Source organism: Dermatobacter hominis, assembly GCF_020715685.1.
In the GTDB taxonomy this organism is placed as follows: domain Bacteria; phylum Actinomycetota; class Acidimicrobiia; order Acidimicrobiales; family Microtrichaceae; genus Dermatobacter; species Dermatobacter hominis.
Genome location: NZ_CP085840.1, coordinates 155,151 through 177,982, shown reverse-complemented (window position 1 = coordinate 177,982; position 22,832 = coordinate 155,151). Strand labels below are relative to the sequence as shown.

22 protein-coding genes and 1 tRNA gene are annotated in these 22,832 nt (G+C 70.4%); 13 read left to right on the top strand and 10 right to left on the bottom strand.

Annotation, left to right across the window (positions count from 1 at the left end; genetic code table 11):
• Both LH044_RS00865 and LH044_RS00860 read left to right on the top strand, forming a co-directional pair.
• A complete protein-coding gene (locus tag LH044_RS00865) occupies positions 1-1,542 on the top strand; it encodes an ABC transporter permease (protein WP_227757906.1) in 1,542 nt (513 codons plus the stop codon).
• The gene (locus LH044_RS00860; protein ID WP_227757905.1) at positions 1,539-2,597 is read left to right on the top strand and encodes an ABC transporter ATP-binding protein; all 1,059 of its coding nucleotides are present in this window, start codon (positions 1,539-1,541) and stop codon (positions 2,595-2,597) included. Before LH044_RS00865 ends, LH044_RS00860 begins: the two co-directional genes overlap by 4 nt.
• Here LH044_RS00860 and LH044_RS00855 read toward each other — a convergent pair.
• Positions 2,504-5,158 carry an AMP-binding protein gene (locus LH044_RS00855; protein WP_227757904.1) on the bottom strand — a complete coding sequence of 885 codons (2,655 nt, stop codon included), beginning with the start codon at positions 5,156-5,158 and terminating at the stop codon, positions 2,504-2,506. The two genes, LH044_RS00860 and LH044_RS00855, sit on opposite strands and share 94 nt — an antisense overlap.
• A 250-nt stretch (positions 5,159-5,408) precedes the next feature.
• Here LH044_RS00855 and LH044_RS00850 point away from each other — a divergent pair, with 250 nt between their 5' ends.
• Positions 5,409-5,735, top strand: coding sequence for a TraR/DksA C4-type zinc finger protein (locus LH044_RS00850; RefSeq protein WP_227757903.1), 327 nt, complete (start codon positions 5,409-5,411; stop codon positions 5,733-5,735).
• A gap of 147 nt (positions 5,736-5,882) precedes the next feature.
• Complete coding sequence (locus LH044_RS00845) at positions 5,883-7,448, top strand: SpoIIE family protein phosphatase (protein ID WP_227757902.1); 1,566 nt, start codon at positions 5,883-5,885, stop codon at positions 7,446-7,448.
• A gap of 220 nt (positions 7,449-7,668) precedes the next feature.
• Here LH044_RS00845 and LH044_RS00840 read toward each other — a convergent pair whose 3' ends face one another.
• The 3 genes from LH044_RS00840 to LH044_RS00830 form a co-directional block, all read right to left on the bottom strand.
• Complete coding sequence (locus tag LH044_RS00840) at positions 7,669-7,821, bottom strand: hypothetical protein (RefSeq protein ID WP_227757901.1); 153 nt, start codon at positions 7,819-7,821, stop codon at positions 7,669-7,671.
• Positions 7,822-7,932: 111 nt separating this feature from the next.
• Complete coding sequence (locus LH044_RS00835; protein WP_227757900.1) at positions 7,933-8,898, bottom strand: endonuclease/exonuclease/phosphatase family protein; 966 nt, start codon at positions 8,896-8,898, stop codon at positions 7,933-7,935.
• An 85-nt stretch (positions 8,899-8,983) separates the two neighbouring features.
• Positions 8,984-9,526, bottom strand: a complete 543-nt coding sequence (locus LH044_RS00830; protein ID WP_227757899.1) for a hypothetical protein — start codon at positions 9,524-9,526, stop codon at positions 8,984-8,986.
• A gap of 758 nt (positions 9,527-10,284) precedes the next feature.
• On the opposite strand from LH044_RS00830, the gene LH044_RS00825 reads away from it, so the two are divergent.
• From LH044_RS00825 to LH044_RS00795, 7 genes are all read left to right on the top strand, one after another.
• Entirely contained in the window at positions 10,285-10,662 is a 378-nt protein-coding gene (locus LH044_RS00825) for a DUF4326 domain-containing protein (RefSeq protein ID WP_227757898.1), read from the top strand.
• A 373-nt stretch (positions 10,663-11,035) separates the two neighbouring features.
• Positions 11,036-13,756, top strand: a complete 2,721-nt coding sequence (locus tag LH044_RS00820; RefSeq protein ID WP_227757897.1) for a helix-turn-helix transcriptional regulator — start codon at positions 11,036-11,038, stop codon at positions 13,754-13,756.
• A gap of 112 nt (positions 13,757-13,868) precedes the next feature.
• Complete coding sequence (locus LH044_RS00815; protein ID WP_227757896.1) at positions 13,869-14,441, top strand: hypothetical protein; 573 nt, start codon at positions 13,869-13,871, stop codon at positions 14,439-14,441.
• A gap of 63 nt (positions 14,442-14,504) precedes the next feature.
• The gene (locus LH044_RS00810; protein WP_227757895.1) at positions 14,505-14,813 is read left to right on the top strand and encodes a glutaredoxin family protein; all 309 of its coding nucleotides are present in this window, start codon (positions 14,505-14,507) and stop codon (positions 14,811-14,813) included.
• Positions 14,814-14,996: 183 nt separating this feature from the next.
• The gene (locus tag LH044_RS00805; RefSeq protein ID WP_227757894.1) at positions 14,997-15,449 is read left to right on the top strand and encodes a hypothetical protein; all 453 of its coding nucleotides are present in this window, start codon (positions 14,997-14,999) and stop codon (positions 15,447-15,449) included.
• A gap of 378 nt (positions 15,450-15,827) precedes the next feature.
• Entirely contained in the window at positions 15,828-16,448 is a 621-nt protein-coding gene (locus LH044_RS00800; RefSeq protein WP_374210512.1) for an aminoglycoside phosphotransferase family protein, read from the top strand.
• Positions 16,449-16,512: 64 nt separating this feature from the next.
• A complete protein-coding gene (locus LH044_RS00795) occupies positions 16,513-16,986 on the top strand; it encodes an SRPBCC family protein (protein ID WP_227757892.1) in 474 nt (157 codons plus the stop codon).
• Between the two features lie 181 nt (positions 16,987-17,167).
• Here the strand turns inward: LH044_RS00795 and LH044_RS00790 are convergent, their stop codons facing one another.
• From LH044_RS00790 to LH044_RS00770, 5 genes are all read right to left on the bottom strand, one after another.
• Positions 17,168-18,262, bottom strand: coding sequence for a Kelch repeat-containing protein (locus tag LH044_RS00790; protein ID WP_227757891.1), 1,095 nt, complete (start codon positions 18,260-18,262; stop codon positions 17,168-17,170).
• A gap of 325 nt (positions 18,263-18,587) precedes the next feature.
• A complete protein-coding gene (locus LH044_RS00785) occupies positions 18,588-18,950 on the bottom strand; it encodes a hypothetical protein (RefSeq protein WP_227757890.1) in 363 nt (120 codons plus the stop codon).
• A gap of 155 nt (positions 18,951-19,105) precedes the next feature.
• Positions 19,106-19,465 carry a hypothetical protein gene (locus LH044_RS00780; RefSeq protein ID WP_227757889.1) on the bottom strand — a complete coding sequence of 120 codons (360 nt, stop codon included), beginning with the start codon at positions 19,463-19,465 and terminating at the stop codon, positions 19,106-19,108.
• A gap of 363 nt (positions 19,466-19,828) precedes the next feature.
• Positions 19,829-20,248, bottom strand: a complete 420-nt coding sequence (locus LH044_RS00775; protein WP_227757888.1) for a hypothetical protein — start codon at positions 20,246-20,248, stop codon at positions 19,829-19,831.
• A 97-nt stretch (positions 20,249-20,345) separates the two neighbouring features.
• Positions 20,346-20,717, bottom strand: a complete 372-nt coding sequence (locus LH044_RS00770) for an immunity protein CdiI family protein (RefSeq protein ID WP_227757887.1) — start codon at positions 20,715-20,717, stop codon at positions 20,346-20,348.
• On the opposite strand from LH044_RS00770, the gene LH044_RS00765 reads away from it, so the two are divergent.
• Positions 20,701-21,063 carry a hypothetical protein gene (locus LH044_RS00765; protein WP_227757886.1) on the top strand — a complete coding sequence of 121 codons (363 nt, stop codon included), beginning with the start codon at positions 20,701-20,703 and terminating at the stop codon, positions 21,061-21,063. The genes LH044_RS00770 and LH044_RS00765 overlap by 17 nt on opposite strands.
• A gap of 186 nt (positions 21,064-21,249) precedes the next feature.
• Here LH044_RS00765 and LH044_RS00760 read toward each other — a convergent pair.
• Positions 21,250-21,323, bottom strand: a tRNA-Val gene (locus tag LH044_RS00760).
• Positions 21,324-21,450: 127 nt separating this feature from the next.
• Here LH044_RS00760 and LH044_RS00755 point away from each other — a divergent pair.
• Entirely contained in the window at positions 21,451-22,773 is a 1,323-nt protein-coding gene (locus tag LH044_RS00755; protein WP_227757885.1) for an HNH endonuclease signature motif containing protein, read from the top strand.
• Positions 22,774-22,832: the final 59 nt, after the last annotated feature.

The window sequence follows — 22,832 nt, the reverse complement described above, 5'->3', positions numbered from 1 at the left end:
GTGCGGCCGACCTCGCTCGCTGCGCCCCGGTCCGCCTCGGTCATCGCCCTCGCGGCGACGGCGCTGGCGGTCGTCCCGCTCGTCTACCTGGCGCTGCAGATCGGTGATGCGGGTTGGGATCACGTCGCCGAGATCCTGTTCCGGGCCGATGTCGCCCAGCTCGCGATCAGGAGCCTCGGCCTCTCCCTGAGCGTCGGGGTCCTGGCCGGGGCCGTCGGCACCACCACCGCGTGGCTGGTTGAGCGTTCGGACCTGCCCCACCACGCGATCTGGCATGTCGTCGTCGTCATGCCGCTCGCCGTCCCGTCGTACGTGGCGGCCTACTCGTGGGTCTCGTGGTGGCCGGCGACCGCCTCCTTCTGGGGCGCGGTCGCGGTCCTCACCTTCTCGACCGTGCCGATCATCCACCTGTACGTGAGCGCCATCTTCCGCGGCCTCGACGGAACGCAGGAAGAGGTCGCCCGGTCGCTGGGGAAGGGCCCGAGGGAGGTCTTCCTCCGTCTCACCCTCCCGCAGGCCCGACGCGGGATCGCAGCCGGCGTGCTGCTGGCGTCGCTGTACGTGCTGGCGGACTTCGGTGCGGTCGCCATCATGCGGGTCCCGGTCTTCACGTGGGTCATCCTGGGCGCCTACCGGGCCGGCTTCGATCCCAGCAGGGCCGCCGTCCTGGCCGGGGCCCTGGTCGTGCTGTCGACCGTCTTCGTCCTCGGCGAGGCGTTGGTGCGAGGGCGGTCGGCCGCCGCGAGCGTCAGCACCGGCGTCGTCCGGGCGCCGACTCGCGTGTCGCTCGGCCGATGGCGATGGGCTGCCGTGGCGGCGCTGACGTCGCTGGCGGCCGCGTCGGTGGGGTTCCCGGTCGCGTCCTATGCGTACTGGTGGTCGACGGGCGTCAGCGAGGTGGCGGTGTCGGAGTTCGTCGGTGCACTGACCACCACGCTGCTGCTCGGCGCGGTGGTCGCCGCCGCCACGGTCGCAGTCGCCGTGCCGCTGGCCTGGCTGATCGCCCGGTTCCGGACCCGCCTCGGCGTGGGTGCCGAGCGCGCCGTGATGCTGGCCCACAGCCTGCCAGGCATCGTCGTCGCCCTGTCGTTCGTCTACGTGGGTGTCCGCGTGCTGCAGCCCATCTACCAACGCTGGCCGATCGTCGTGCTGGCGCTGATGGCCCTCACGTTGTCGCTCGCCATCGGAGGGCTGCGAGCCGCGTTCGAACAGCAACCGCAGGCGCTCACAGACGTGGGCCGGGCCTGCGGAAGATCCCGTACCTGGGTGTTCGTACGAGTGACCATGCCCGCAGTGCTGCCGGCGATCGCGGCCACCGCCGCGGTGATCGCGCTCACGTCGGCGAAGGAGCTCCCCACCGTGCTGCTGCTGCGGCCGGCGGGGTCCGACACGCTCTCCACCCGACTCTGGGTGTGGGCGGGCGTGTCCGACAGCGCCTCTGTCGCTCCGTACGCGTTGACGCTGGTGCTGTTCTCGATCTTCCCGGCCGTGATCGCCGCACGGATCGGCGGTGGCCGAGCGGACCGTCGGGACGTGGTGTGACCCCGCCCCGGCTCTCGCTCTGCGGCATCCGTCACCGCTTCGGCGCCACCCGGGTGCTCGACGGCATCGACCTCGAGATCGCACCCGGTGAGGTCGTCGCGCTCATGGGCGAGTCGGGCAGCGGGAAGACGACGCTCGGACGGATCGTGGCCGGGTTCCTCGCGCCCGACGCCGGCATCGTCGCCCTCGACGGTCGCACGGTGGCCGGCGAGGGCGCCTACGTGGCCCCGGAGCGGCGTGGCGTGGGCGTGGTGCCGCAGGAAGGCGCCCTCTTCCCGCATCTCTCGGTCGCCGGCAACGTCGCCTTTGGGCTGTCGCGCACGGCGGACCGGGCCGACCGCACCGAGGCGTGCCTGCAGCTCGTCGGGCTCGCCGGGTTCGGGGCTCGGCGGCCCAACGAGCTGTCGGGCGGGCAGCAGCAACGGGTCGCCGTGGCCCGGGCGCTCGCGCCCGCACCGCGACTGGTCGTGCTCGACGAGCCGTTCTCGGGTCTCGACGCGTCGCTGCGACGGGCCGTCAGCGAACAGGTGGCGACCGCGCTCCGCGACGCAGGCGCCACGGCGCTCCTCATCACCCACGATGCCTCCGAGGCATTCCGCACCGCAGACCGCGTCGCCTTCCTCGACGGAGGGCAGCTGGTGCAGGTGGGATCGCCGAGCGACCTCTACGAACGGCCGACCGACCTCCGTGCCGCGTACGCCGCAGGGACGACCTGCGTCGTCGCCGGGCATCGGAGCGCTGAGGTCGTGAACACCCCGATCGGCGCGATCCCTGTCGATCGGGTCGGCCACGTCGCCGACACGTCGACCGGCGTCGTCGTGCTGCGGCCGTCACAGCTGCACATCGCCCCCGACGACGCAGGCGATGTCGAGGTCATCGCCGTGCGGCCGGACACCGACACCCTCTGGGCCACCGTGCGGATCGCCGGCGAGCCGGTCGACCTGTGCACGGGTCGGACCGCTCAGGACCTGGAGTGCCTGACCCCCGGGACCCGCGTCCGGGTCACCGCGACGGCCGCCGCCGCCTTCATCCCCAGACCGTCGACCGACAGCTGATCGCCCCGCGCGCCGACGAAGGCGACCGAGTGACGCCACGCCGCGGACGATGTCCGGGCGATCGCCAGGCAGAGCGCGAGGGTGACGAGCAGTGCGACCGGCGGGACCGGGACGTAGCGCTGGACGACGGGGTACACGTCGCCGTGGATCAGGTAGATCGCGAGCGACGACGCGGCCATCGCCCCCACGAGTCGCCGGGACGCGCTAGGGACCGGGACGGTGCCGACCCACACGAGCAGCACGATCCCGCCGAGGAGGATGGCGTTTCGGAGCTCGATGCTGAAGAACCCCCAGCTTCCAACGGCGGCGAGCGCGGTGACGACCAGCCGCTGCGGCACCGTGCGGGCCCGGTGGGCTGCCCAGCCGAGGGCGAAGACCCACGCGACCCTGCCGGTCCGGTACCAGTAGAGGCGATCCGGTTCGAACGGCGCGAAGCGGACGAGGGTCAGCGCGACCGACACGGACAGCGCGAACGCGAAGGGGTACCTGCGTTCCAGTCGCCGGACGGCGGGCACTGCGAAGACGATGCCGGCGATCACCAGGCACTGGACCAGCACCTCGATGAACCAGTACCGCCATGCCATGCGCTCCGGCGTCGGCTCGCCGATCCAGTTGTTCACCTGGAGCAGCGCGCCGGTCGTGTACCGGTCGAGGAAGAAGAGGCCGATGCCGATCCAGAGCACGGCCGGGAGCGCGACCCTGCCGACGGCCGTGCCCCATCTGCGGACGTGGTGGTCGCCCACGGGATCCGACAGGAGGAATCGCGACATGTTGAAGCCCGCGGCGGCGAGCAGCACGTGGGCGCTTCCGAGGATGGTGAACACGTCCATGTGGTTGCCGACGATCAGCACCACGGCCGCAGCCCGGAGCACCAGCCCGGTGTCCAGGTGGACCCAACGCCGCGACGACCGCCGACCGGAGGCCGCGACGGCCTCGAGGTCTGCGACGGTCATCAGGTGCCACGATTCGGGCAGCGGGTGGACGTGCTCCTCGAGCATGACCGAGGCCTCGACGTAGGAGAGGGAGTCCCCGCCGAGGGAGACGAAGGTGTCGGTCGGACCCACCGAGCGCGCGCCGGTCGCGGCAGCGAGGACCGCTCCGACGCTCGACGCAGCCGACGGCGTGTCCATCTCCGTCGCCGCGGCCAGGACCGCTGACCGGTCGACCTTCCCCGACGGCAGCCTCGGCTCCTGGTCGAGCGCGACCACTGCGAGCCGACGCAGCGGGAGGTCCACGACCTCCCGCACCGCCGCACCGGCGGCGGCGTCGACGCCGTCCGAGCCGGCGACGACGCCGACGACGAGGCGCTCGTCGTCGCCGACGCACAGCGCATGGACGCCGCGGGCTGCGAGCGTCCGCTCCACATGGTCGAGGTCGATCCGGAGCCCGCAGATCTTCGCGAACCGGGAGCGACGGCCTTCGAGGTGCAGGAGGCCCTCGCCGTCGAGGTGGCCGATGTCGCCGGTGCGGAGCTCGGTGAGCTGCGGTCCGCCGGCGAGCTCAGCGGCGGAGGATGCGTAGCCCATCATGACGTTGGGCCCTCGGTAGACCACCTCGCCGCTCCGGCGCGGCCAGCCGGTCGCCTCCTCCGAGGGGAGTGGGTCGATCCGCAGCTCGCCACCGGGGATGGCGACGCCGACCGAGGTGGGGTGCTCCTCCGCCAACTCGGGAGGCAGGTACGCCATGCGCGCCGTCGCCTCGGTCTGCCCGTACATCACGTACAGGTCGAACCCGTGCTCACGTCCCAGTCGGGCGTATCGACGGACGGTGTCCGGCGCCATCGCGCCCCCGGCTTGGGTGAGGCGGCGCAACGACGGCGGAGGGGACTCGGCGAAGCCGGTGCGATCGAGGAGGTCGAACGTGTACGGCACCCCGGCGATGGTGGTGACGCCCATCCCCTCGACGAGCGACCAGAAGCACCGGTCCACGACCGAGAGGTCGGTGAGCACGACTGCCGCGCCGGCGACGAGGTGCGACGTGAGCACCGAGAGGCCGTAGCAGTAGTGCAGCGGCAGCGACGTGACCGCCCGGTCCTCGGGACCGAGACGGAGGTACTCCGCGATCGCCACGGCGTTCGTCGCGACGTTCTGACGCGACAAGCGCACCAGCCTGGGTGATCCGGTCGAGCCCGACGTACTGAGCAGCAGTGCGAGGTCGGGGTGCAGGTCGTGCGCGGCATCGGTGCGACGGTGCTGGACCCTCGGCCCGTCGGACATCGGATCGACGACCACGTCGGGGTCGAACTTCTCGACGAGCGGAGCCGTCGAACCGGCCGAACCGGACACGATCACCGGAGAGCCGGCGCGGAGGCACGCAAGGAGGCTGACGACGAACTCGACGTCGTTGGCGCCCTGGAGGAGGACGAGCCGACCTGGCCCGATCTCCTCGGCCCGGCTGGCCACGAGCGCGTCGAGGTGGTCGGCGGTGATCTCCCGACCACCGACGAACAGCGACGACCGGAGCGGCGCCTCCCAGAACGCCGGCGCGGCGACCGCACGGCCGCTGCGCCGGCTGGGTTCCTCGTCCGCGTCGAGCGCCGATGTGAGATGCCCAACACCCACACAACGATCCTAATCAGAGTCTGTTAGGTGACCCTCATCAGCGACCGCTGAGCACCCTTCACGGCCGGCCGCTCGGCAGCCCCGTCGCTGCTGCCCCCGCCGAAGTCCCTCGAGCCGGCCTCGATCGTCGGAACGACAACTCGCGTCGCCGTCGGCGGCCTCGCCGCCTAGGGTCAAAGAATCCCCCGGTGCAGTCGCAGCCGTCGCGCGCGCACCGACGCCGCAGGCCGAACCCACGAGGTGCACTCCGATGCCGAACCGATCGATCGACCACGAGACCGACGACGATGCGGCCGCCGGCCTCCGGGCGGAGGTCGACGCGGCCCGTGCCCGCGTCGACGAGCTGCAGGCCGAGTACGAGGAGCTGCTCGCGGACCCCGACGTCATCCAGGAGGACCGCGACGCTGCCGCGCTGCTCCTGAGCACCGCCCGCTCCGCTTTCGAGACGGCCGAGGAGGCGCTCCGCCGCGTCGGCGCCGGCACCTACGGACGGTGCGAGTCGTGCGGTGAGCAGATCCCGGCCGAACGGCTGGCCGCGGTCCCCGACGCGGTGCGCTGCGTCGCCTGCTCGAACTGACCTGATCGGCCGGCGTTCGGCCCGCCACCGCGACGACGTGACGTGATCCCGCCGTCCGATCCGATCTGCGGCGACGCTCCGGAGGAGTAGGTTTCGGCCCGGGAGAGGGGCGCGATGGACGACGACGAGCCGCCTGACGAACCGCCGGTGACGGACCCCAGCGAGCCTGCGTGGCTGCGTGCGGCGTTCGACGCGATGTTGGACCTCGTCGTGATCCAGCGGGCCGTCCGGGACCCCGACGGCACGATCGTCGACTTCGTCATCGTCCACATGAACTCAGTGGACATCGACGTCGCCGGACGGACCCGGGACGAGCTCATCGGGGGCCGCCTGCTCGAGCTCTACCCGGCGATCGCGCCCCTGCTCCCCCGCTACGTGGACGTCGTGGAGACCGGACGGCCGCTCGTGATCGACGAGCTCCCGTACACCGACCAGATCGACGAGCAGGTCGTCTCCGGTTACTACGCGCTCCACGCATCGAAGTTCGGGGACGGACTCATCGTCGTGTCGCGGGACGTGACCGAGCAGCGCCGCATCCATCGGCGGCTGTCGGAGACCGTCGACCAGTTCGAGGCAGCCCAGCGCCTGGCGAACATCGGCGTGTGGACGCTCGACCTCGCGACCAACGAGGTGGTGTTCTCCGCCGAGCTCCGACGTCTCTTCGGCATCGACGACGATGCCCCGCTGCCGGATCGGGATCGCCTGGTCACGATGTTCTTCCCCGACGAGCACCGGACGACCGTCGACGACGCCCAGGAGCGCATGGAGGCCCAGCTGGCACCGGTCCGCTTCGAGACGCGCATCCGGCGCGCCGACGGCGAGGTGCGGGATCTGCTGGTCCACGGCGACGTGGTCATCGAGGACGGCCAGGCGATCCGGTTGTGGGGCACCGCCCAGGACGTCAGCGCGCTCCGCGAGGCCGAGCGGGCGCTGGATCTCGCCGAATCACGCCTTCAGGAGCAGGGTCACCTGGTCGCGGAGCTGCAGGCGGCCATCCTCCCAGACCTGGCGCACTTCCCCGGGTTCACGATCGAAGCCAGCTACTTCCCCGCGACGGGTCCGGGCGGCGTCGGTGGCGATTGGTACGACGCGTTCCGGCTGCCGTCGGGCGAGGTCGGTCTCGTCGTCGGCGACGTCGCCGGCCACGGCATCTCGGCTGCGGCGTCGATGGCCCACCTGCGCAACGCGCTGCGACTCAGCGCGTTCACGTCGGACGGCCCGGGAGACGCGCTCGCGCTCCTCAACCACTACGCGACCCACTCGGACCTCGACGTGCTCGCCACCGTCCTCTACGCCGTCATCGACCCAGGGCGCCAGGTGCTCCGCTGGGCCCACGCCGGGCACCCGCCCCCGGCGCTGTGCGACACGTCCGGTCCTCGACTGCTCGAGGCGCCCGGCCGTCCACCGATCGGATACGCGCACCAGGAGGACTACCCGGTGAACGAACTGCCGTTGAGCCCGGGCGCGACGTTGGTCATGTACACCGACGGCCTGGTCGAGCGCAGAGGCGAGGTGCTCGATGTCGGCTTCGCCCGGCTCACCACGGCACTCGCGTCGGAGACCGGCTCCCTGAGCGGGCTGGCCGAGCGGCTCCGCACGGCGCTGGGCGCAGATTCGTCCGAGGACGACATCTGCGTCGTCGCCGCGAGGCTCGACAGCCTTCCGGGGGTGCAGGAGGCGGATCGGCCGACGGGCGACCCGGCCCCGGGTTGAGCCGCGAGCGGAGCCCGCGGTCGTCGGTGTCGGGCGTGCGGGTGCCGGCGCCGAACCGCCATCGCGTGGGTGCCGCCGTCGAGGCCTCGGCACCCGATCGATCCATGACCCCGGTCCGGGGACGAGACGTGCTCATGACGTCTCCTCCGGACCTCGAGGGTCGTCGGGAGGGGCGGCGGCCGGCCCTCGGACCGACTCGTCCGAGGGCCAGGTCGCAGGCTCAGATCCCGGCTCGGCGGCTCGAACCCGTGACGGCAGCGACGATGAGGCCGACCAGGCCGACCGCTGCCACGATCCATCCGATGGTGGGGCTCGCGAACAGTGCGATGAGCACGCCCACGACGACGACCAGCAACGCAGCTCCGATGGTCATGAAGTGACCTCCTGTGACGGGTGAGTGCCGACTGACTACCCGGTCGACGTGCGCCTCAATCATGCGGCCAGGTGATGGTGAACCGTCCGCAGCTCGACTCGTGCGGACGCGTCAGCGATCCTCGGCCGGTCGGGCGACGATCTCGGCGACGATGCCGCGGTGGTCCGAGCCGATCCGGTCGGCGAAGCGGAAGCGGTGGATGCCGACGTCCCTGCCGACGAGGATGTGGTCGAGGCGCTGCATCGGCGGCACCCGTGCCAGCAGGTTCCAGGTCCCTTCGAAACCACCGCCACCCGCGTCCTGGGCGTCGGTCAGGTCGGCGTCCTCCGCCAGCTCACGGAAGGCGACGTGTGCTGACGTCGCATTGAGGTCCCCGGCGACGACGACGTCGGGACCAGCCTCTTCCGCCGAGCGTGACAGCTGGTCGAGCTCGCGGTGCCACGACTCGATGCCGACGCTCGACGGAGCCGGCGAGTGCGTCGCGATGAGGCGGAGCGGCACTGCGCCGACGGGTTCGAGGTCCACCGTGATCCGGAACTTCGTCACGTTGCGGACCTGGAGCGGGATCCGGCTCAGCACCGCCATCCCGAGACGACCGGGCCGAGGTCGGATCACGCTGAACGGGTAGCGGCGCTCGACGTCGTGGTCCCGGAGCTCCGCGAGCACCGACGGCGTGAACTCGCTGAGCACGTACACGTCAGCGTCCTCGCCCAGGAGCATCTGGACCTGCTCCTCCGGCTCGCGGCTGTGGTACCAGAGGTTCTGCGCCAGGACGGTCAGGTGGACCCCTGAGCTGGGGCCGTCGGCGCTGGCGAGACCCGCGTAGGTCGGGCGGGCGTACTGGGCGACCAGCAGGACCGGCACGATCGCGGCGAGCGCCCACCACGCGGCCCAGCGGGTTCCGAAGTGCCGTGCCCACGCAGCTCCGGCGAGGACGAGTGCCGCGCCCACGGCCGTCACCGGGCCGGACAGGCCAGCCAGGGTGAGGGTCGACGTCCCGAGCTCCTGGAGCCAGGTCCAGAAGCGGCACGCCGTGGTGACGGCGATGCCGACGAGGGCTGCCCAGACGAGGGCCATCCCCGCTCGGCCCCACGGCCACGACCGGCGCTCGGGAGTCGCCCGGGACGCGGCGGTGCGGTGGAGCTCGGTCGACGGACCCATGTCACGTCGACACGGTCGGGGCGGGGACACGGCGGTCGGCCGGCCCGTCCATGGGGCTGATCTGTGCGTGGCCGACTCCCGGGAACTGCTCGCCGGCGGTCCGTTCCAGCAGCGCGAGGCCCACTCCGACCCGTCGAACGGAGGTCAGCGCTGCGGTCCAGCCGACGGGATCCGACTCGAGTGCCGTGCGGCATCGGCGTGGCAGCCGTGACGCCAGCTCGTCGAGCTCGGCGCCTGCGGCGGCGCACAGCTCCGCCGGCCATGTGAGCTCGAGCGCCCGCCCGCAGCTGATCGCCCTCCGGCTCAGCTCGCTGACCCCGTCGATGACCGCTGCACCCGGGCGGACGGCGGACCAGCTGGGCCGCACGGCGAGTCGGCGCTCGTCGCACCACGTCGCCGTGACCTGCCACGCGCCGACGCCGCCGATGACCAGCCCGTCCCACAGCTCAGCGGGCCCGCGCTCCGCCGCCGCCACGGCCCAGCTCATGGCGTGCACCTGATCGAGCACGACCGAGATGAGTGCCGCAGCCGCCATCGGATCCATCGCAGCGACTCGTCGTCGCATCACGGCCGGCGAGATGCGGTCGACCCCACTCCGTGTCCCGAGCGCACGTTGTGCTGATCTCGCCACTCGACTCCCCTCGCCCGACAGCCCACCTGGATCGACGTCGACTCGGTCCTGTCCGGTCTGATGGGCCGCTCGCAGTCCAGGGACGGCGAGCGGCCCGGCGTGCGCTTCCCTCCACCGCAACGCCCCGCTCGGCTCCTGGGTCCGAACACGGTGATGGGCGGCTCTCCACGGGCCTCGGCCCGCTCGACGCACGCGGCAGATCTACCCGCGGCGAAGGGCTCTATGACCGGGGGAAATCGCGGCAGGAAGCGGGGAAAGGTGTAACGAAACCGGGTGGCGGAACGATGCACATCGCCCGCCGTGGGCGCGCCCCATGTCGACGGTCCTCGATGGAGTCGAATGCATGCGGTTGGCGGCGTGCGGGCTCTCGTCCGGGCATCTCGGCAGCTTCATGGACGCCGTTCAGGGCGGGTCGACCCTTAAGCCATTTCCGAGAATTCGGTGTGGTCTGAGCCAGGTCATGACCGGGAAGAAAGGCTGCGAGCAACACGCTTCCACGCTGCGGTGAGAGACCTGCGAGGTCATCCCAGGGCCCACGATCGTGACGGATACCTCCGTCGCGCCGGCGTCGACGACCGACCAGCCGGACGTGTCCCCTGCGTCCTCGACCCGCTGCTCGCACCGTGCAACACGACCGACGCGTCGAACGATCTGTCACAGGGAGACTCGCGATGGCGGAACGCATCCAACTGCGCCGGGCCAAGGGATGGCGCAAGCCCGCAGGAGCGCTCGTGGTGGCGCGCCCGTCGAAGTGGGGCAACCCCTGGAAGGTGGTGGAGCTGCTGAACGGCGGCTGGACCGTCCGACGGAGCGGCCGGAACCTGACAGGCGCGCTCAGCGAGCGCGACGCACGCGCCCTGGCCGCCGCGCTGTACGAGGAGGCACTGCTCAACGGGGACCTCCGGTGCTCCGTCGACTTCGTCCAGGAGCTGCTCGGCGGCCACGACCTCGCCTGCTGGTGCCCGCTGGATCAGCCCTGCCACGCCGACGTGCTCCTGAAGCTGGCCAACCCCCAGTCCGACGACCGCATCGCGATGTCGAGCAGCTAGGCGCCCGACGAGTCGGGCGCGTCATCGAGGCAGGCGATCGACCACTGCGGAGACGAGGTGCACGACCCGGGCACGGAGTCCGACCTTGAGGGCGGACGTTCCGCCCTCCTCACCCGTCCCCACGACCAGGCGCACCCGGCCCGTCCGAGGCACGCCCGGAGCGCTCGGGAGTCTGTCGGCGAGGGCGGGGCGGTCGCCACTGACCGCACATGAACCGGAAGGCGGGGCTCACGCTCCACGTGAGCGCGGCCGCCGTTACGATCGCGTTCCATGCGGTGGACAGCGCTGAGGTGGGGGTCTGTGCCATCAGCTCACCGTCGTACGGCGAGGCGCTTCGTCGCTTCGGGGGAACCCCCCATTCGGCCGGTCTGAGGTGTCGATCTACGGTCGTGACGAGGAGCTCGCCCTCCTGCGATCGATGCTCGAGCAGGCGCGAGCCGGGCGGGCCGGCGCCGTTGCGATCGTCGGAGACCCGGGCATGGGCAAGTCGACGTTGCTCGACGAGGTCGCTTCCTCCGCGGACGGAACGGTGCTCCGAGTAGAGGGGTTCGAAGCGGAATCGCCGCTCCCGTACGGAGGTCTGCTGCAGCTCCTGCGCCCCGTGCTCGACCAGCTCGACGAGGTACCGGCGCACCAACGGCGGGCACTCGAGGCGGTGCTCGGCCACCGGAAGCCTGACCCTGACAGCCAGTTCCTGGTCGCAGCGGCGACCTTGTCGCTCCTGGCTGCAGCGGCAGAGCCGGGAGTGGTGATCGCGCTGATCGACGATCTGCAGTGGATGGACCCGGAGTCGGCGGCGGCGATCCTGTTCAGCGCTCGTCGGCTCACCCACGACCGGGTCGTGACGATCATGGCGACCAGGAACGGTGCGCCGGCACCGACCACGCTCGATGGCATCGACCGCCTGACGTTGACGGGCTTGGCGATCGGCGATGCCCAGCGGGTGCTGCCGCCGGCCACGGCGAACGACGTCGCTCGCCGGCTGACCGATGCGGTCGGCGGCAACCCGCTCGCCCTCACCCACGTGTCGGCGCTCCTGACGCCGGCACAGCGCCTCGGGGCCGCCCCGCTGCCGTCGACGCTGCCGCTGTCGGACCAGCTCGATGCGATCTACCGGCCCGTCGTGTCATCGCTGCCGCCGGAGCTGCGGCGCGCGGCCCAGGTCGTCGCTGCCGGCGACGACGCCAACGCGTCGATCCAGCTCGCAGCGATGTCGGGACTGGCATTGCGACCTCGCCTCCTCGAGGAGCTCGAAGCGCGCGAGGTGGTGGTGATCGACCCCGGCGCAGCTCGGTTCGTCCATCCCCTGGTCAAGACCGCCGTGTGGCTCGACGCGACTCCCGAGGAGCGCCGGACGGCCCACGCAGCGATCGCCGCCGCGCTGCCTCTCTCACATCGGTCCCGGACCTGGCACCTGGCTGCCGCCAGCATCGAGGCAGACGAGCAGTTGGCCGGCGACCTCGAACGCATCGCCATCGACGACGAGGAGCGCGGCTGCTTCGCCGCAGCATCGGCGGGGTACCAGCGCGCCGCCGATCTCAGCACCGACGGATCGGCCGCCGCTCGGAGGCTCGTCGGTGCGATCGAGGCCGCCGCCGTGGTCGGCGACGTCGACCGAGCGCGGCACCTCCTGGATGCGCTCGACCGCTTCGAACCGGAGCCGTCGACACGGGCTCGAGCGCTGCTCGCCCTCGGCCTGCTCGAGCGGTACAGCGGCACGCTCCGACGAGCTGCCGAGCTGCTGTCCGACGCCGCCGAGCAGGTCGAGGGCCACCGACTCGTCGCCGCGCTGTCCGAGCTGTGGATGACCCTGCACCGGCTGGGCCGACTCGACCACATGCGGAAGGTCGCCGCTCGGCTGGAGGAGGTCGCAGACCCGCAGCGGCCACAGGACCTCTTCGCCGTGGAGTGCTACTCCGGGCTGATCGCCATGATGGACGAAGACCGCGACGCCGGCGTGACCCTCCTGCAAAGGGCGCTCGATCGCTTCGCGGATGAACCGTCCCTGCGCCAGGACCCCTCGCTGCTCGTGACCGTCGTGTTCGTCGCGTCGTGGGTCGGTCTCGATCCGGATCTCGTGGCGCTGATCGAGGCGGCCGTCGACAACGCTCGGCGGCTCGGCGCGCTGGGCGCGCTCGTCCCGACCCTCTCCATGACCGCCCACGGCCGCATGTGGCTCGGCGACCACGCCGGGGCGTTCGCCGATGCGACCGAAGCGGTCTCGCTCGCCGAGGAGTTGAGCTTCGTCTGCGATGCCGCACCGGCCGTCGAGCTGCTGGCGTGGCAGTGCGCCTCTCGAGGCGACCACGCCGGCGCCGAACGCCACCTGCGTCACGCACGATCCCTCGTCGAGCGGGCGGGCACCATCGGCGTCGCCGTGCACTTCGCGCTCACCGCGGCGTACTGCGCCCTGTGCCGCAACGATGTCGCTGCGGTGGTGGCGACGCTGGAACCCTGGCTGGACGTCGACGGTGGGCGCGGCGCCCGTGGTGAGCTGCTCGGGATCGCTCCGCTGCTGGTCGAGGGCTACTGCCGGACCGGCGACGAGCGCGCCGCGGCCGAGCTCGCCGATCGCTTCGCGGCGCTGCCCGACCTCGATCCGAAGCGGGCGGCGCTCGCACTGCGCTGCCAGGCGCTCGCAGCAGGGGACGATCCGGCCTCGGTGGCGCTCTTCGAGGCTGCGTGCGCCGCTCACGACGAAGCGTTCGACGAGCCGTTCGAGACGGCCCGCACCCGGCTGCTGTTCGGCACCTCCCTGCGACTGGCCCGTCATCGCCGACTCGCCAGGGACCAGCTCAACGCGGCTCGCGACGCGTTCGACGCGATGGGGCTGACGCTGTGGGAGCAGCGTTGCGTGGAGGAGCTCGCAGCCAGCGGCGAGACGAACCGCCGGTCCCACACCGGCCGCAACGATCCGCTCACCCCTCAGGAGACCCGCGTCGCCGAGTTGGTGGCGAGCGGCATGACGAACGCCGAGGCCGCCGCCGCGCTCTTCATCAGCGCCAAGACGGTCGAGCACCACCTCTCGAGCGTGTACCGGAAGCTGGGCGTCCGTTCCCGTACGGAGCTCGCCGTCGAACGGTTCGGTCGTTGACGCCGCCATCGCCCGCCGCCGTCGGACCGACGCCGCTCGGTGGACCGACGCGAGGGGCTCGCTGGTGAGGTCGATCGCCCTCTCGAGTCGCGTGCGCTTGGTGGTGGGAGGGATGGCGGTCGTCCTCACCGGGCTCGGGGCGTGTGCCACACATGTCGACGAAGGCGCGAGCTCGTCCGGCCCGACCACCACCGCGTTCTCGATGGCGACCACGCTGACCCTTCCGCCGACGGTGACGACGACCACGACGATCCCCATCACGTGCGGTCCGCTGACCGCGGCCGACGTCGCCACGGTGCTCGAGGTCGACCTCGCCGAGGTCGAGCCGATCGTGGACCCGGACCGGCCCGACGATCCGCCGTGTGCGTTCCGCAGCGGCGAGTGGTCGATGTCGGCGCGCGTCACCGGGATCCCGCCGCTGCCGCCCGGTTCGCACGTCGACGGGGAACGGATGCCGCCGGTGCCGGGCGTCGCCCTCCCGAGCGGGCTCGTCGTCGGGCTGCAGCGTGGCGGTCGCTACGGAGGTCAGGCGCAGATCTTCGTCGGCGACCGCATCGTCATCGTGTCGGTCTCGAACGACGCAGAAGGACCTGACACGTGGGCGAACGTGCCCGGCCCGCTGCAGGCGCCGCGCACGGAGCAGGTCACCACGGCGATCGCGCAGCGGGTCGCGTCCCACCTCTGACGCTCACGATCGACGAGGAACGGACCGCCCGTCGTCAGAGCATCCCCGACCTACGCTCGGTCGATGGGACTCGCCGACCTGTTCGCCGGTCACCCGCCATCCACGCCCCACCAGGAGGCACTCGCCCACGCCGAGCACGGCGTGTCGATCTATTGGCGTCCCGGCTGCCCGTTCTGCAGCCGGCTGCGGTTGGCCGTGCGCACGCACCGCGACGACATCGCGTGGGTCAACATCTGGGACGACGACGCGGGCCGCGCCTACGTCGCGAGCGTCAACGACGGCGACGAGACGGTGCCGACCGTGGTCATCCACGGCACGCCACACACCAACCCTCGCCCGGAGCTGGTCAGACGAGCCCTCGGCGCCAACTGACCCGTGGTCGTTCGGCAGTCCGCCGCGGGCGACCGGACGCGACGAGACCCCTGCAGTGCAGGAGTCTCGTGCGGTGGGCAGGGCGGGCGCCGTCGGCAACTGGACAGCGGGGAGTCGTCCCCATCGACGGCTGCTGCGCCCCGTCTTAGGTTCGACGTCGAAGGCGATCTGAGGAGGGTGACCATGGCGCTGCGCCGTGTTGCCGTGTCCGCGCTCGGTGCCCTGGTGGTGCTCGGGCTGTCCGCGTGCGGGACCAGTCCGATCATGCCGCCGACCGTGGCGTTGTCGTCGCCGTACCACAGCTCGTCGGTGCCCGACGTGCTGGGGTCCGGGTCCCAGGTGGCGAAGGTCCGGGTGTGCTCGGTGACCGGCGGTCCGGTCGCAATCGACGTCCACTTCGACGACCCGACCGGGTACTACTCGACGCTGACCGTCACGGCCCGCTCCAACCTCTTCGATCCGAACACCGAATACGGCATCATCCTCTCGAAGGGGTACCTGGGTGACGTCGCGGCCGACACCCACCTCGAGACGGACCGCCCGCTCGAGGTCGGCGAGTGCGCTGACGTGGGCATCTATACCAGCAACTACATTGACCGCCAGGGCCTGCCGTTCACCTTCACGATCACCTGGTAGGTGCCGGACGGTATCCGCCGGGTCGAGTAGTACCGGATGCGAGACGTGCATCTGCGCTGATCAAGTCGTTCGCTGCCTCGAGACGTGGGGCGATACACATCCCGTCGTGATCGAGATCCCGGCGACGCTGCGGAAAGCCCGGACGGTTGCGGGGGAGACCGACTGGCTCGACGCGTTGCCCGACCTCGTCGGCGAGATGGCATCGCAGTGGTCGCTCACCACCGGCCGCTCACTCGACGGTTTGGGGGTGAACGCCCTCGTCGTCGAGGCCACAACAAGCGACGGTGTCGCCGTGGTCCTCAAGATCGCACCCCCAGCGACCACGCGGACCTCACCCACGAAGCAGTCGCGCTGCGGCTCGCCGATGGCGAGGGCTGTGTGCGTCTCTTCGACGCCGACCTGGAGCGCAGAGCCCTCTTGCTCGAACGGCTCGGGCCGTCGATGTACGACCTCGACGTGCCCCGCCGAAGACGTCACGAACTCCTCCTCGACGCTGCGGCGCTCGTGTGGCGACCTGTCGACCCAGCCGTCCCCCTACAGCACGGCGCTCAGAGAGCCCGCTGGATGGCGGCTCGGCTCGAGCAGCTCTGGATCCAGTCCGGTCGCGCATATACCGAACGCGTGCTCCGCGACGCCGTCGGTTGCGCTGAGCGACGAGCTGCAGCCCACGACGACGAACGCGCAGTCCTGTGCCACGGTGACCTCCATGAACTGAACGCTCTGCAGGCCGACGACGGCTCGTTCAAGCTCATCGATCCGGAGAGCGTGGTCGCCGAGCGCGAGTTCGATCTCGGCGTCATCATGCGTAACGCACCGGGCGAGGACGACCTTCACGACCGGGCTGACTGGCTTGCCTCTGCGACTGGATGCGACCGCACTGCCATCTGGGAGTGGGGAACCGCTGAGCGAGTGATGTCCGGACTCTGGTGTCGGCTGATCGACTTCCAGCCCCACGGCGACCGGCAGCTGGCCGACGCCGAACGCTTCTGCCCGACATGAAGTGCCGGCCGCACGCCGTGCTCGATGCCCTCCAGGTGAGCGCGTCGTCCGAGAGGATCGGTGCGTGACGGTCGAGTTCGAGCATCGAACCAGGATCGAGGCACCGGTGGAGGTCGTCTTCGATCTGTCGCCCAGCATCGATGCTCATCTCGAATCGATGTCTGCTTCCGGCGAGCGAGCCGTTGACGGGGTCACGACCGGGCAGATCGGGCTCGGTGAACAGGTCACCTGGAAGGCAACTCACTTCGGCGTTCCGTTCACCATGACCAGCAAGGTCACCGAGCTCGAGCGTCCCAACAGGTTCGTCGACGAGCAGGTGAAGGGCCCGTTCCGGCGCTTCCACCACACTCACGAGTTCGCCAGAGACCGACGTGTCACCGTGATGGTCGATCGCGTCCGCTTTGACGCGCCCCTCGGCCCGGTCGGCGATCTCGTCGAGCATCTGGTCCTGGGTCGCTACCTCAAGAAGCTCATCGTGAAGCGCAGCGAGTATCTGAAGGCACAAGCGGAGTCCGACGATCGACCTCGCCAGCTCTGACGGCTGCCCACCGGTCAGTCCTGGGTCTCGGGACACCATCACGCCGTACGACTAGTGCCGGATGTGACGCAGTGGCGGCGACGCACCCGGTGCGCGCTGGCCAAGGTTCGGCCACTGATCAGCTGTCTTCGGGGCGACGTGTTGACCTGTCCCTACGTCGCGAGAGTGGCTGCGATGGGCTTCATGCCGGCACCTCCACCGTCTCAACGGACGGAAGCTCACCCGGCGGCCCCTCGTAGGCCAGGTAGCCGGTGGATCCGCTGACGACGGCCAGGGAAACCTGACCTGTGGGAGCCGGTCCGATGCCTTGGACGGCGGCCCCCTTCGCGGCCGACGCTGCGACGAGCTGGTCGCCGACGACTCCGAGCGAAGAGAGACCGCGTGCCTCCAGACCGGCGACGGGGGCCGATGGTGCCGGCACCTGTTCTACCGTCGGCGGTCCCGAGTCCTGCGAGCGTGCGATGCTCGACACACCTGCGTTCGTCTCGGTCGTGAGCGCGCCGTTCGTGCACAACGCAGCGCTGTTGTTCTGCGGGAACTTGATGTCACGAACGCTCACCGGCTCGGACCACTCCAGGTCTGAGTGGAGCTCGACGAAGGTCAGCGTGTCGGCCCTCCCGGCCGACGACGAGATCGTTCCGTTGGCGTACCCGAGGAACGTCCCGTTCGTGAAGCAGCTGCCGACCAGCATCGTGTTGGCGGCCAGTTTCGGCTGTGGAACGGTGCTCCAGCGCCCCTCGCGAACGTCGAGCGCGACGAACGAGATGTCAGGTGAGCCCTCAGGTCCTACCAGCAGGTACCGGTCGTCGAGTGCGCCGACGTTGCCCAAGGTGAAGGAGGCGTCCAAGACCTCGGTCGGTATGTCCGTGACCGTCCAGCCCTCGTCGTCGACCAGCTCGAGCAGCACCGACTTGGCGCAGTCCTCGGTCGGGCGGCCGACATCCTTGAACCCATTGCAGTCCCGCCCCACGACGAACAGCCGCCCTTGGACCGTCGCAGCACCCACGGCAAGGACGTTGGTCGGCAGCTGCGGGAGCGCCGCCCACTGCTTCGACGCCTTCTGCCAGCGCCAGGCGTCGGCGCTGATCGTGGCGTCGGCACCGACGACGTTGAAGCCGCCGGCCACGACGAGGCTCTCGTCGCTGGCGGCGACGGCGGACGCGGTCCCCGGTGGCCGCGTAGAGATGGCGGACTTCGCCGGCTCTGGTGCCCCGGCCTCGACCGAGGTTCCGCTGTCAGAGCAGCCAGCGGCAACCACCGCCAGACCTGCTGCCACGAGAGCTAACGACATGGTCCTACTGTGCACGTACCGACCTCCCCCTCGGTGCCGCCTCCATACGGCGACAACGACTCCCGTCCTGACGGTACCGGCGCTGGCGCGCCGCTCGACCCCCGACGTCACGAAGAAGGGTCCTCCGATCGCCACGGCGCTGGCGCGCATGTGTGATGTGCTGTCGTCGTTGAGCACCTCACTGACGTCACTGCGATCCATGGCTGGGAACCTGCCGCGGTTCCGTGAGCGATAGCGCTGGACCGGGCGGGATGAAATGCCGGATCTCCACCGAGTGACGTGGCCGCGGATCTGGTGCGCCTGTAGGCGATCAGAACGGCAGTTGCACGAACGCTGCGGCAAAGGCCGTGACAACGGAGGTCGCAACCACGGCGCAGAACGACACGGCCGAGCGCGTCACACGGGACCAGCTACGTGTCCGGTTGCACCAGAACCAGCTACCGACTCCACCGACGAGCGGCAGGAGCGCCATCGCCACCGCCACGACTACCAGGGAAGGGTCCGCAGCCTCACGGATACCTCGGAAGGCGCTGTCTGCAACCCACAGCCAGTACGCCGACACCGGAAGCGACAAGTAGAAGGTGGCGGCCACGGATGCGATCAGGGCCGCCCAGCGGAGGGGGGCGGACACGGCCCTGCGGTGTCCGCACTCGAACACGAACGACGCCGCCATGAGCGGGAGCGTACCGAAACATCGGTCGACCTTGGTCAGTCGCACAGCGGCGTGCGATCGAATGGGTGGTGAGTAATGCCGGCAGTGCGCCCCGTATGCGCTGGTTCAGGTTCGGGTGCACCGCGCGGCGACGAGAGGCACCGAGTTCAGGGCGTTCACGCACCTCCGACGGACCAGCCGGTCGAGAACCATCCATCACCGAGGTCCACGAGAGACCCCGGGAACTCGGAAGCTCCCTGAACTGCGAACAACTCGGGGTCGTCTACATGAAGAAATCCCTGCATCGCCGAGTGGCCACCGACGATGAGTGCCTGTCCGCCCGGAACCGTTCGCACCTCCATGGGCGGGTACGACGGCACGTCGATGACCTGCGGCGACGTGCCTCCAGTATCAGCGGCTTCCAACGCTGCTTCGAACTCTGAGCGATGCGATTCGAAGCGCGCCTCTACGTTCAGCCCGAGGTAGGCGACTGTCACGACACCGCCGACGGCTACTGCAATCACGATGACAGCCACGAGCCGTCCTCGATCGAATCCATGGCGCCACGGCCACAGGAGCCACACCAGGCCAGCAGCGCTTGCCACGGCTGCGGCGCCATCGAACTCCGGCCCGAGCGGGATGACCGACCTCGACGGCACGCTGGTCCACCAAAGCCAGAGGGCACCACAAGCAACCACGCCGGCCACCCCGAGTGGCGTGGTCGATCGACCGGCCCGAGAAGATCGCTCGCCTTCGTCGGCGACACACGCCCGCACGGGGGTCACGCTGAACGGCGGCATCGCTGCCCTTCCTCCGGTCGGGATGTCAGCTCTGACTCCACTCGACGGTACGCCAGGAGATCGAAGGGTGGAAGCTCCGAAAGCGTGACGTAGTGCCGGCTACCTGCCGTGGGTTTGTCGCGTCGGTCCGAGGCGCCCAAGCGGGATCGGGGAACATCCGCAGTCGCCCGCCCAGACGACGCCGCCGTCGACGACTTCAATCCGTAGGTGGGCTGCATGCGGCGTGCAGTCCGGCCACCACTCACGACGCTCCTGCATCGTCTCATCCTGCACACCGTCGGCGACCAACGCGAGATCCTCGACGTTAAAGAAGCCCGCGGGTCGGCGGGGGTTGAAGAGGTTGTCGGGCGGTATGACGCGCCCGAAGCCAGAGCCGTCCTCACCGTGATGGTGAACGGCGACGGCGAGCACGCCGTAGACGCGATTGCCGGAGCTGTAGAAGCGGTCCAGATAGCTGTGGACTGCGACCTCCATGAGGTCTTGGTTCAGCGCCTCGATCAGATCCCCAAGCGTCTCCACGGTCCCTCCGAGCCAGGCAGCCGGATCATCGTCGCGCTGACCGCAGCGCGGGGCTTGGTGCCGGCTACCTCGTGCGGCCGGTATGGCAGCAGCAGGATCACCGCCGGCGTCGACCATGCGTCGACCAAGTCGAGGTCGTGGAGCCACGCATGTCGACGCGTTCCCCGGTGGACTCATCGTGGTAGCTCACCGACCATTCGGTGCCGAGTTCGTCCTTCACGCGCTGCGCGAGTGCCTGTCCCCGCCGGTTCAGGTCGTCCAGCTCCTGCGGGTCCGGTTCCCACTTCGGCTTCTGTCGAGCGCCGGGCGCCATGAGGCGCTCCATGTCCGCCGCCCACTCGTTGAGATCGCCTCGCAGCGCATCCGACAGCGGAAGCCTCCCCGGGAAGAGGTTCGCCTGCATCGGACCGGTCGACCACAGCGGATACGCCGAGTAGTCCCACATCACCAGGATGGCCTTCTCCTCCACGAGCGGATCGTACGGTCGACTCGCCCCAGGACCCGCGGTGTGTTTCGGCCTGCTCTCGTACGCCCGGGCTGTTGCGCCACCGTCGAGACACCTCCTCGGCACACCGACCTACGTCGAGAACGGTCTACCGGTGATCCTCGATGGAGGGTGCCTGGTCGCCGGATGTTGCGGAGTGATGGCTCGCGTCAGCATCAACGAACGAACGGTCGTGTGGTCCAACTTCTTCGCACGTGGCCGGCCTGACATTCCGGCCGACTTGAAGTTCACGTTCGACCGCGACGACTACGAACGCGCCCTCGCCGAAGTAGCGACGCTCGAGCCAGAGCCCATCCCAGACGACGACTAGTGCCCGGCTATTCGGCGAAAGCGTTGGGCGTCGGTCCAAGGCATCCGAGCGCCACCGGAGAACACCCGCACGCGCCTGCCCAGACGATGACGTCCTCGACGATGCCAATCCGCAGCCGCGGAATGAGGAGCTCGACGCGGAACGCCGGACGCGACGAGACCCCTGCAGTGCAGGGGTCTCGTGCGGTGGGCGTAACAGGACTCGAACCTGTGACCTCTGCCGTGTGAAGGCAGCGCTCTAACCAACTGAGCCATACGCCCGGGCCGGGACACTGTAGCCGGGCGTCCCGTGCACCCGGAACCGACCGATGCCCGTGCCGGCGCCCTCCCGGCCGCGAGCCCGCCGGCTGGGCGGTCGCTGTCACACCGCCTGCGTAGGTTGGTCGTCGTGATCGAACACCAGTTCGATCATGACGCACAGGAAGGCTGGGAGATGGAGATGGACGAACCACCGCCCGAGGGCGGGTCACCCCCACCGCCGACGTGTCCGCCGCTGTCGGCGACGGAGGTCGTGCACGAGATCAGGTCGCTCGTCGCAGGTCTCGACGACTGCGAGCTGGGCGATGGCGAGCTCGAAGCGCTCACGTCGACCCTCGAGCAGGCGAGGCGTGCGATCGACGCCGCCACTGCGCACGTCGTCGGCGAGCTCGATGCTCGCGGTGCCACGGATCGCCGCCACGGCCACGCCACCCGGACCTGGATCGGCGCCGCGCACCAGCTGCCGTCCGCCGAAGGGTCTCGTCGGGTCAAGGTGGCCCGACTCCTGCGGTGCTGTCCTGTGCTGGCCGTGGCCTTGGCCGACGGCAGGGTGTCGTTCGACCACGCCGTCGTGATCGCGAACGCCACGAACGTGCGCAACATCGACCTCGTCGTCCAGCTCCAGCAGCACCTGATCGACCTCACGTCCGACTTCGTGCTGTTCCGTGCGTGGGCCGCACACGTCGTCGACATGCTCCGCCTGGCCGACGAGGACGGTCCCGAACCTCGTCCAGAGCACAACTCGCTCCACCTCGGGGGTCAGTTCGACGGGTCCGCCCGGCTGACGGGCACCCTCGTGGGCGAGACGCGTCACGTGGTCGACCACGTCCTCAACCAGATCGCCGACCAGCTCTTCCACCGCTTCGCCGACGACGCCGCCCAGGCGCCCGACGACTGCGAGATCCCGCACCGGGCGGCGCTCCTGGCGCTGGCGCTCGCGGAGGCGTGCCGGTTGGCCGCCGACGCCGGCCACAAGGGTGCAGGTACGGCGGCGGATGTCTCCTACGTCGTCCACTCCGACGATCCCGGCACGGTCCGGACGCCCGACGGCGAGCGGGTCGACCGGCACACGGCGCAGGTCGCCTGCTGCGACGGCGCCTTCCACGCAGTCGTCATGGACCGGTTCGGGGCGCCGCTGGACGTCGGACGGACGGCACGCTTCGCCAATCGCGAACAGCGTCGGGCTGCACATGCACGAGATGGCGGGTGCGTCTTCCCCGGGTGCGGCGCACCCGCATCGCACACCGACCTGCACCACGTGACGCACTGGGCGGACGGCGGTCCGTCCGACATGGTGAACCTCGCCTGCCTGTGCCGGCACCACCACGGCGTCGTGCATCGCACGGGCTGGTCCATGCGGGCCGTCGACCACCAGTGGTTCGAGATCACCACGCCGAGCGGCGCCGTCCTCGGCTCACAGCGAAACGGCAGGACGCTCCCGCTCGCGGCCTGAACGCGCCCGCCCCCGGATCCGATCGAGAGCTCGCGCCCGGGCGCGCCCCGACTTCTGGT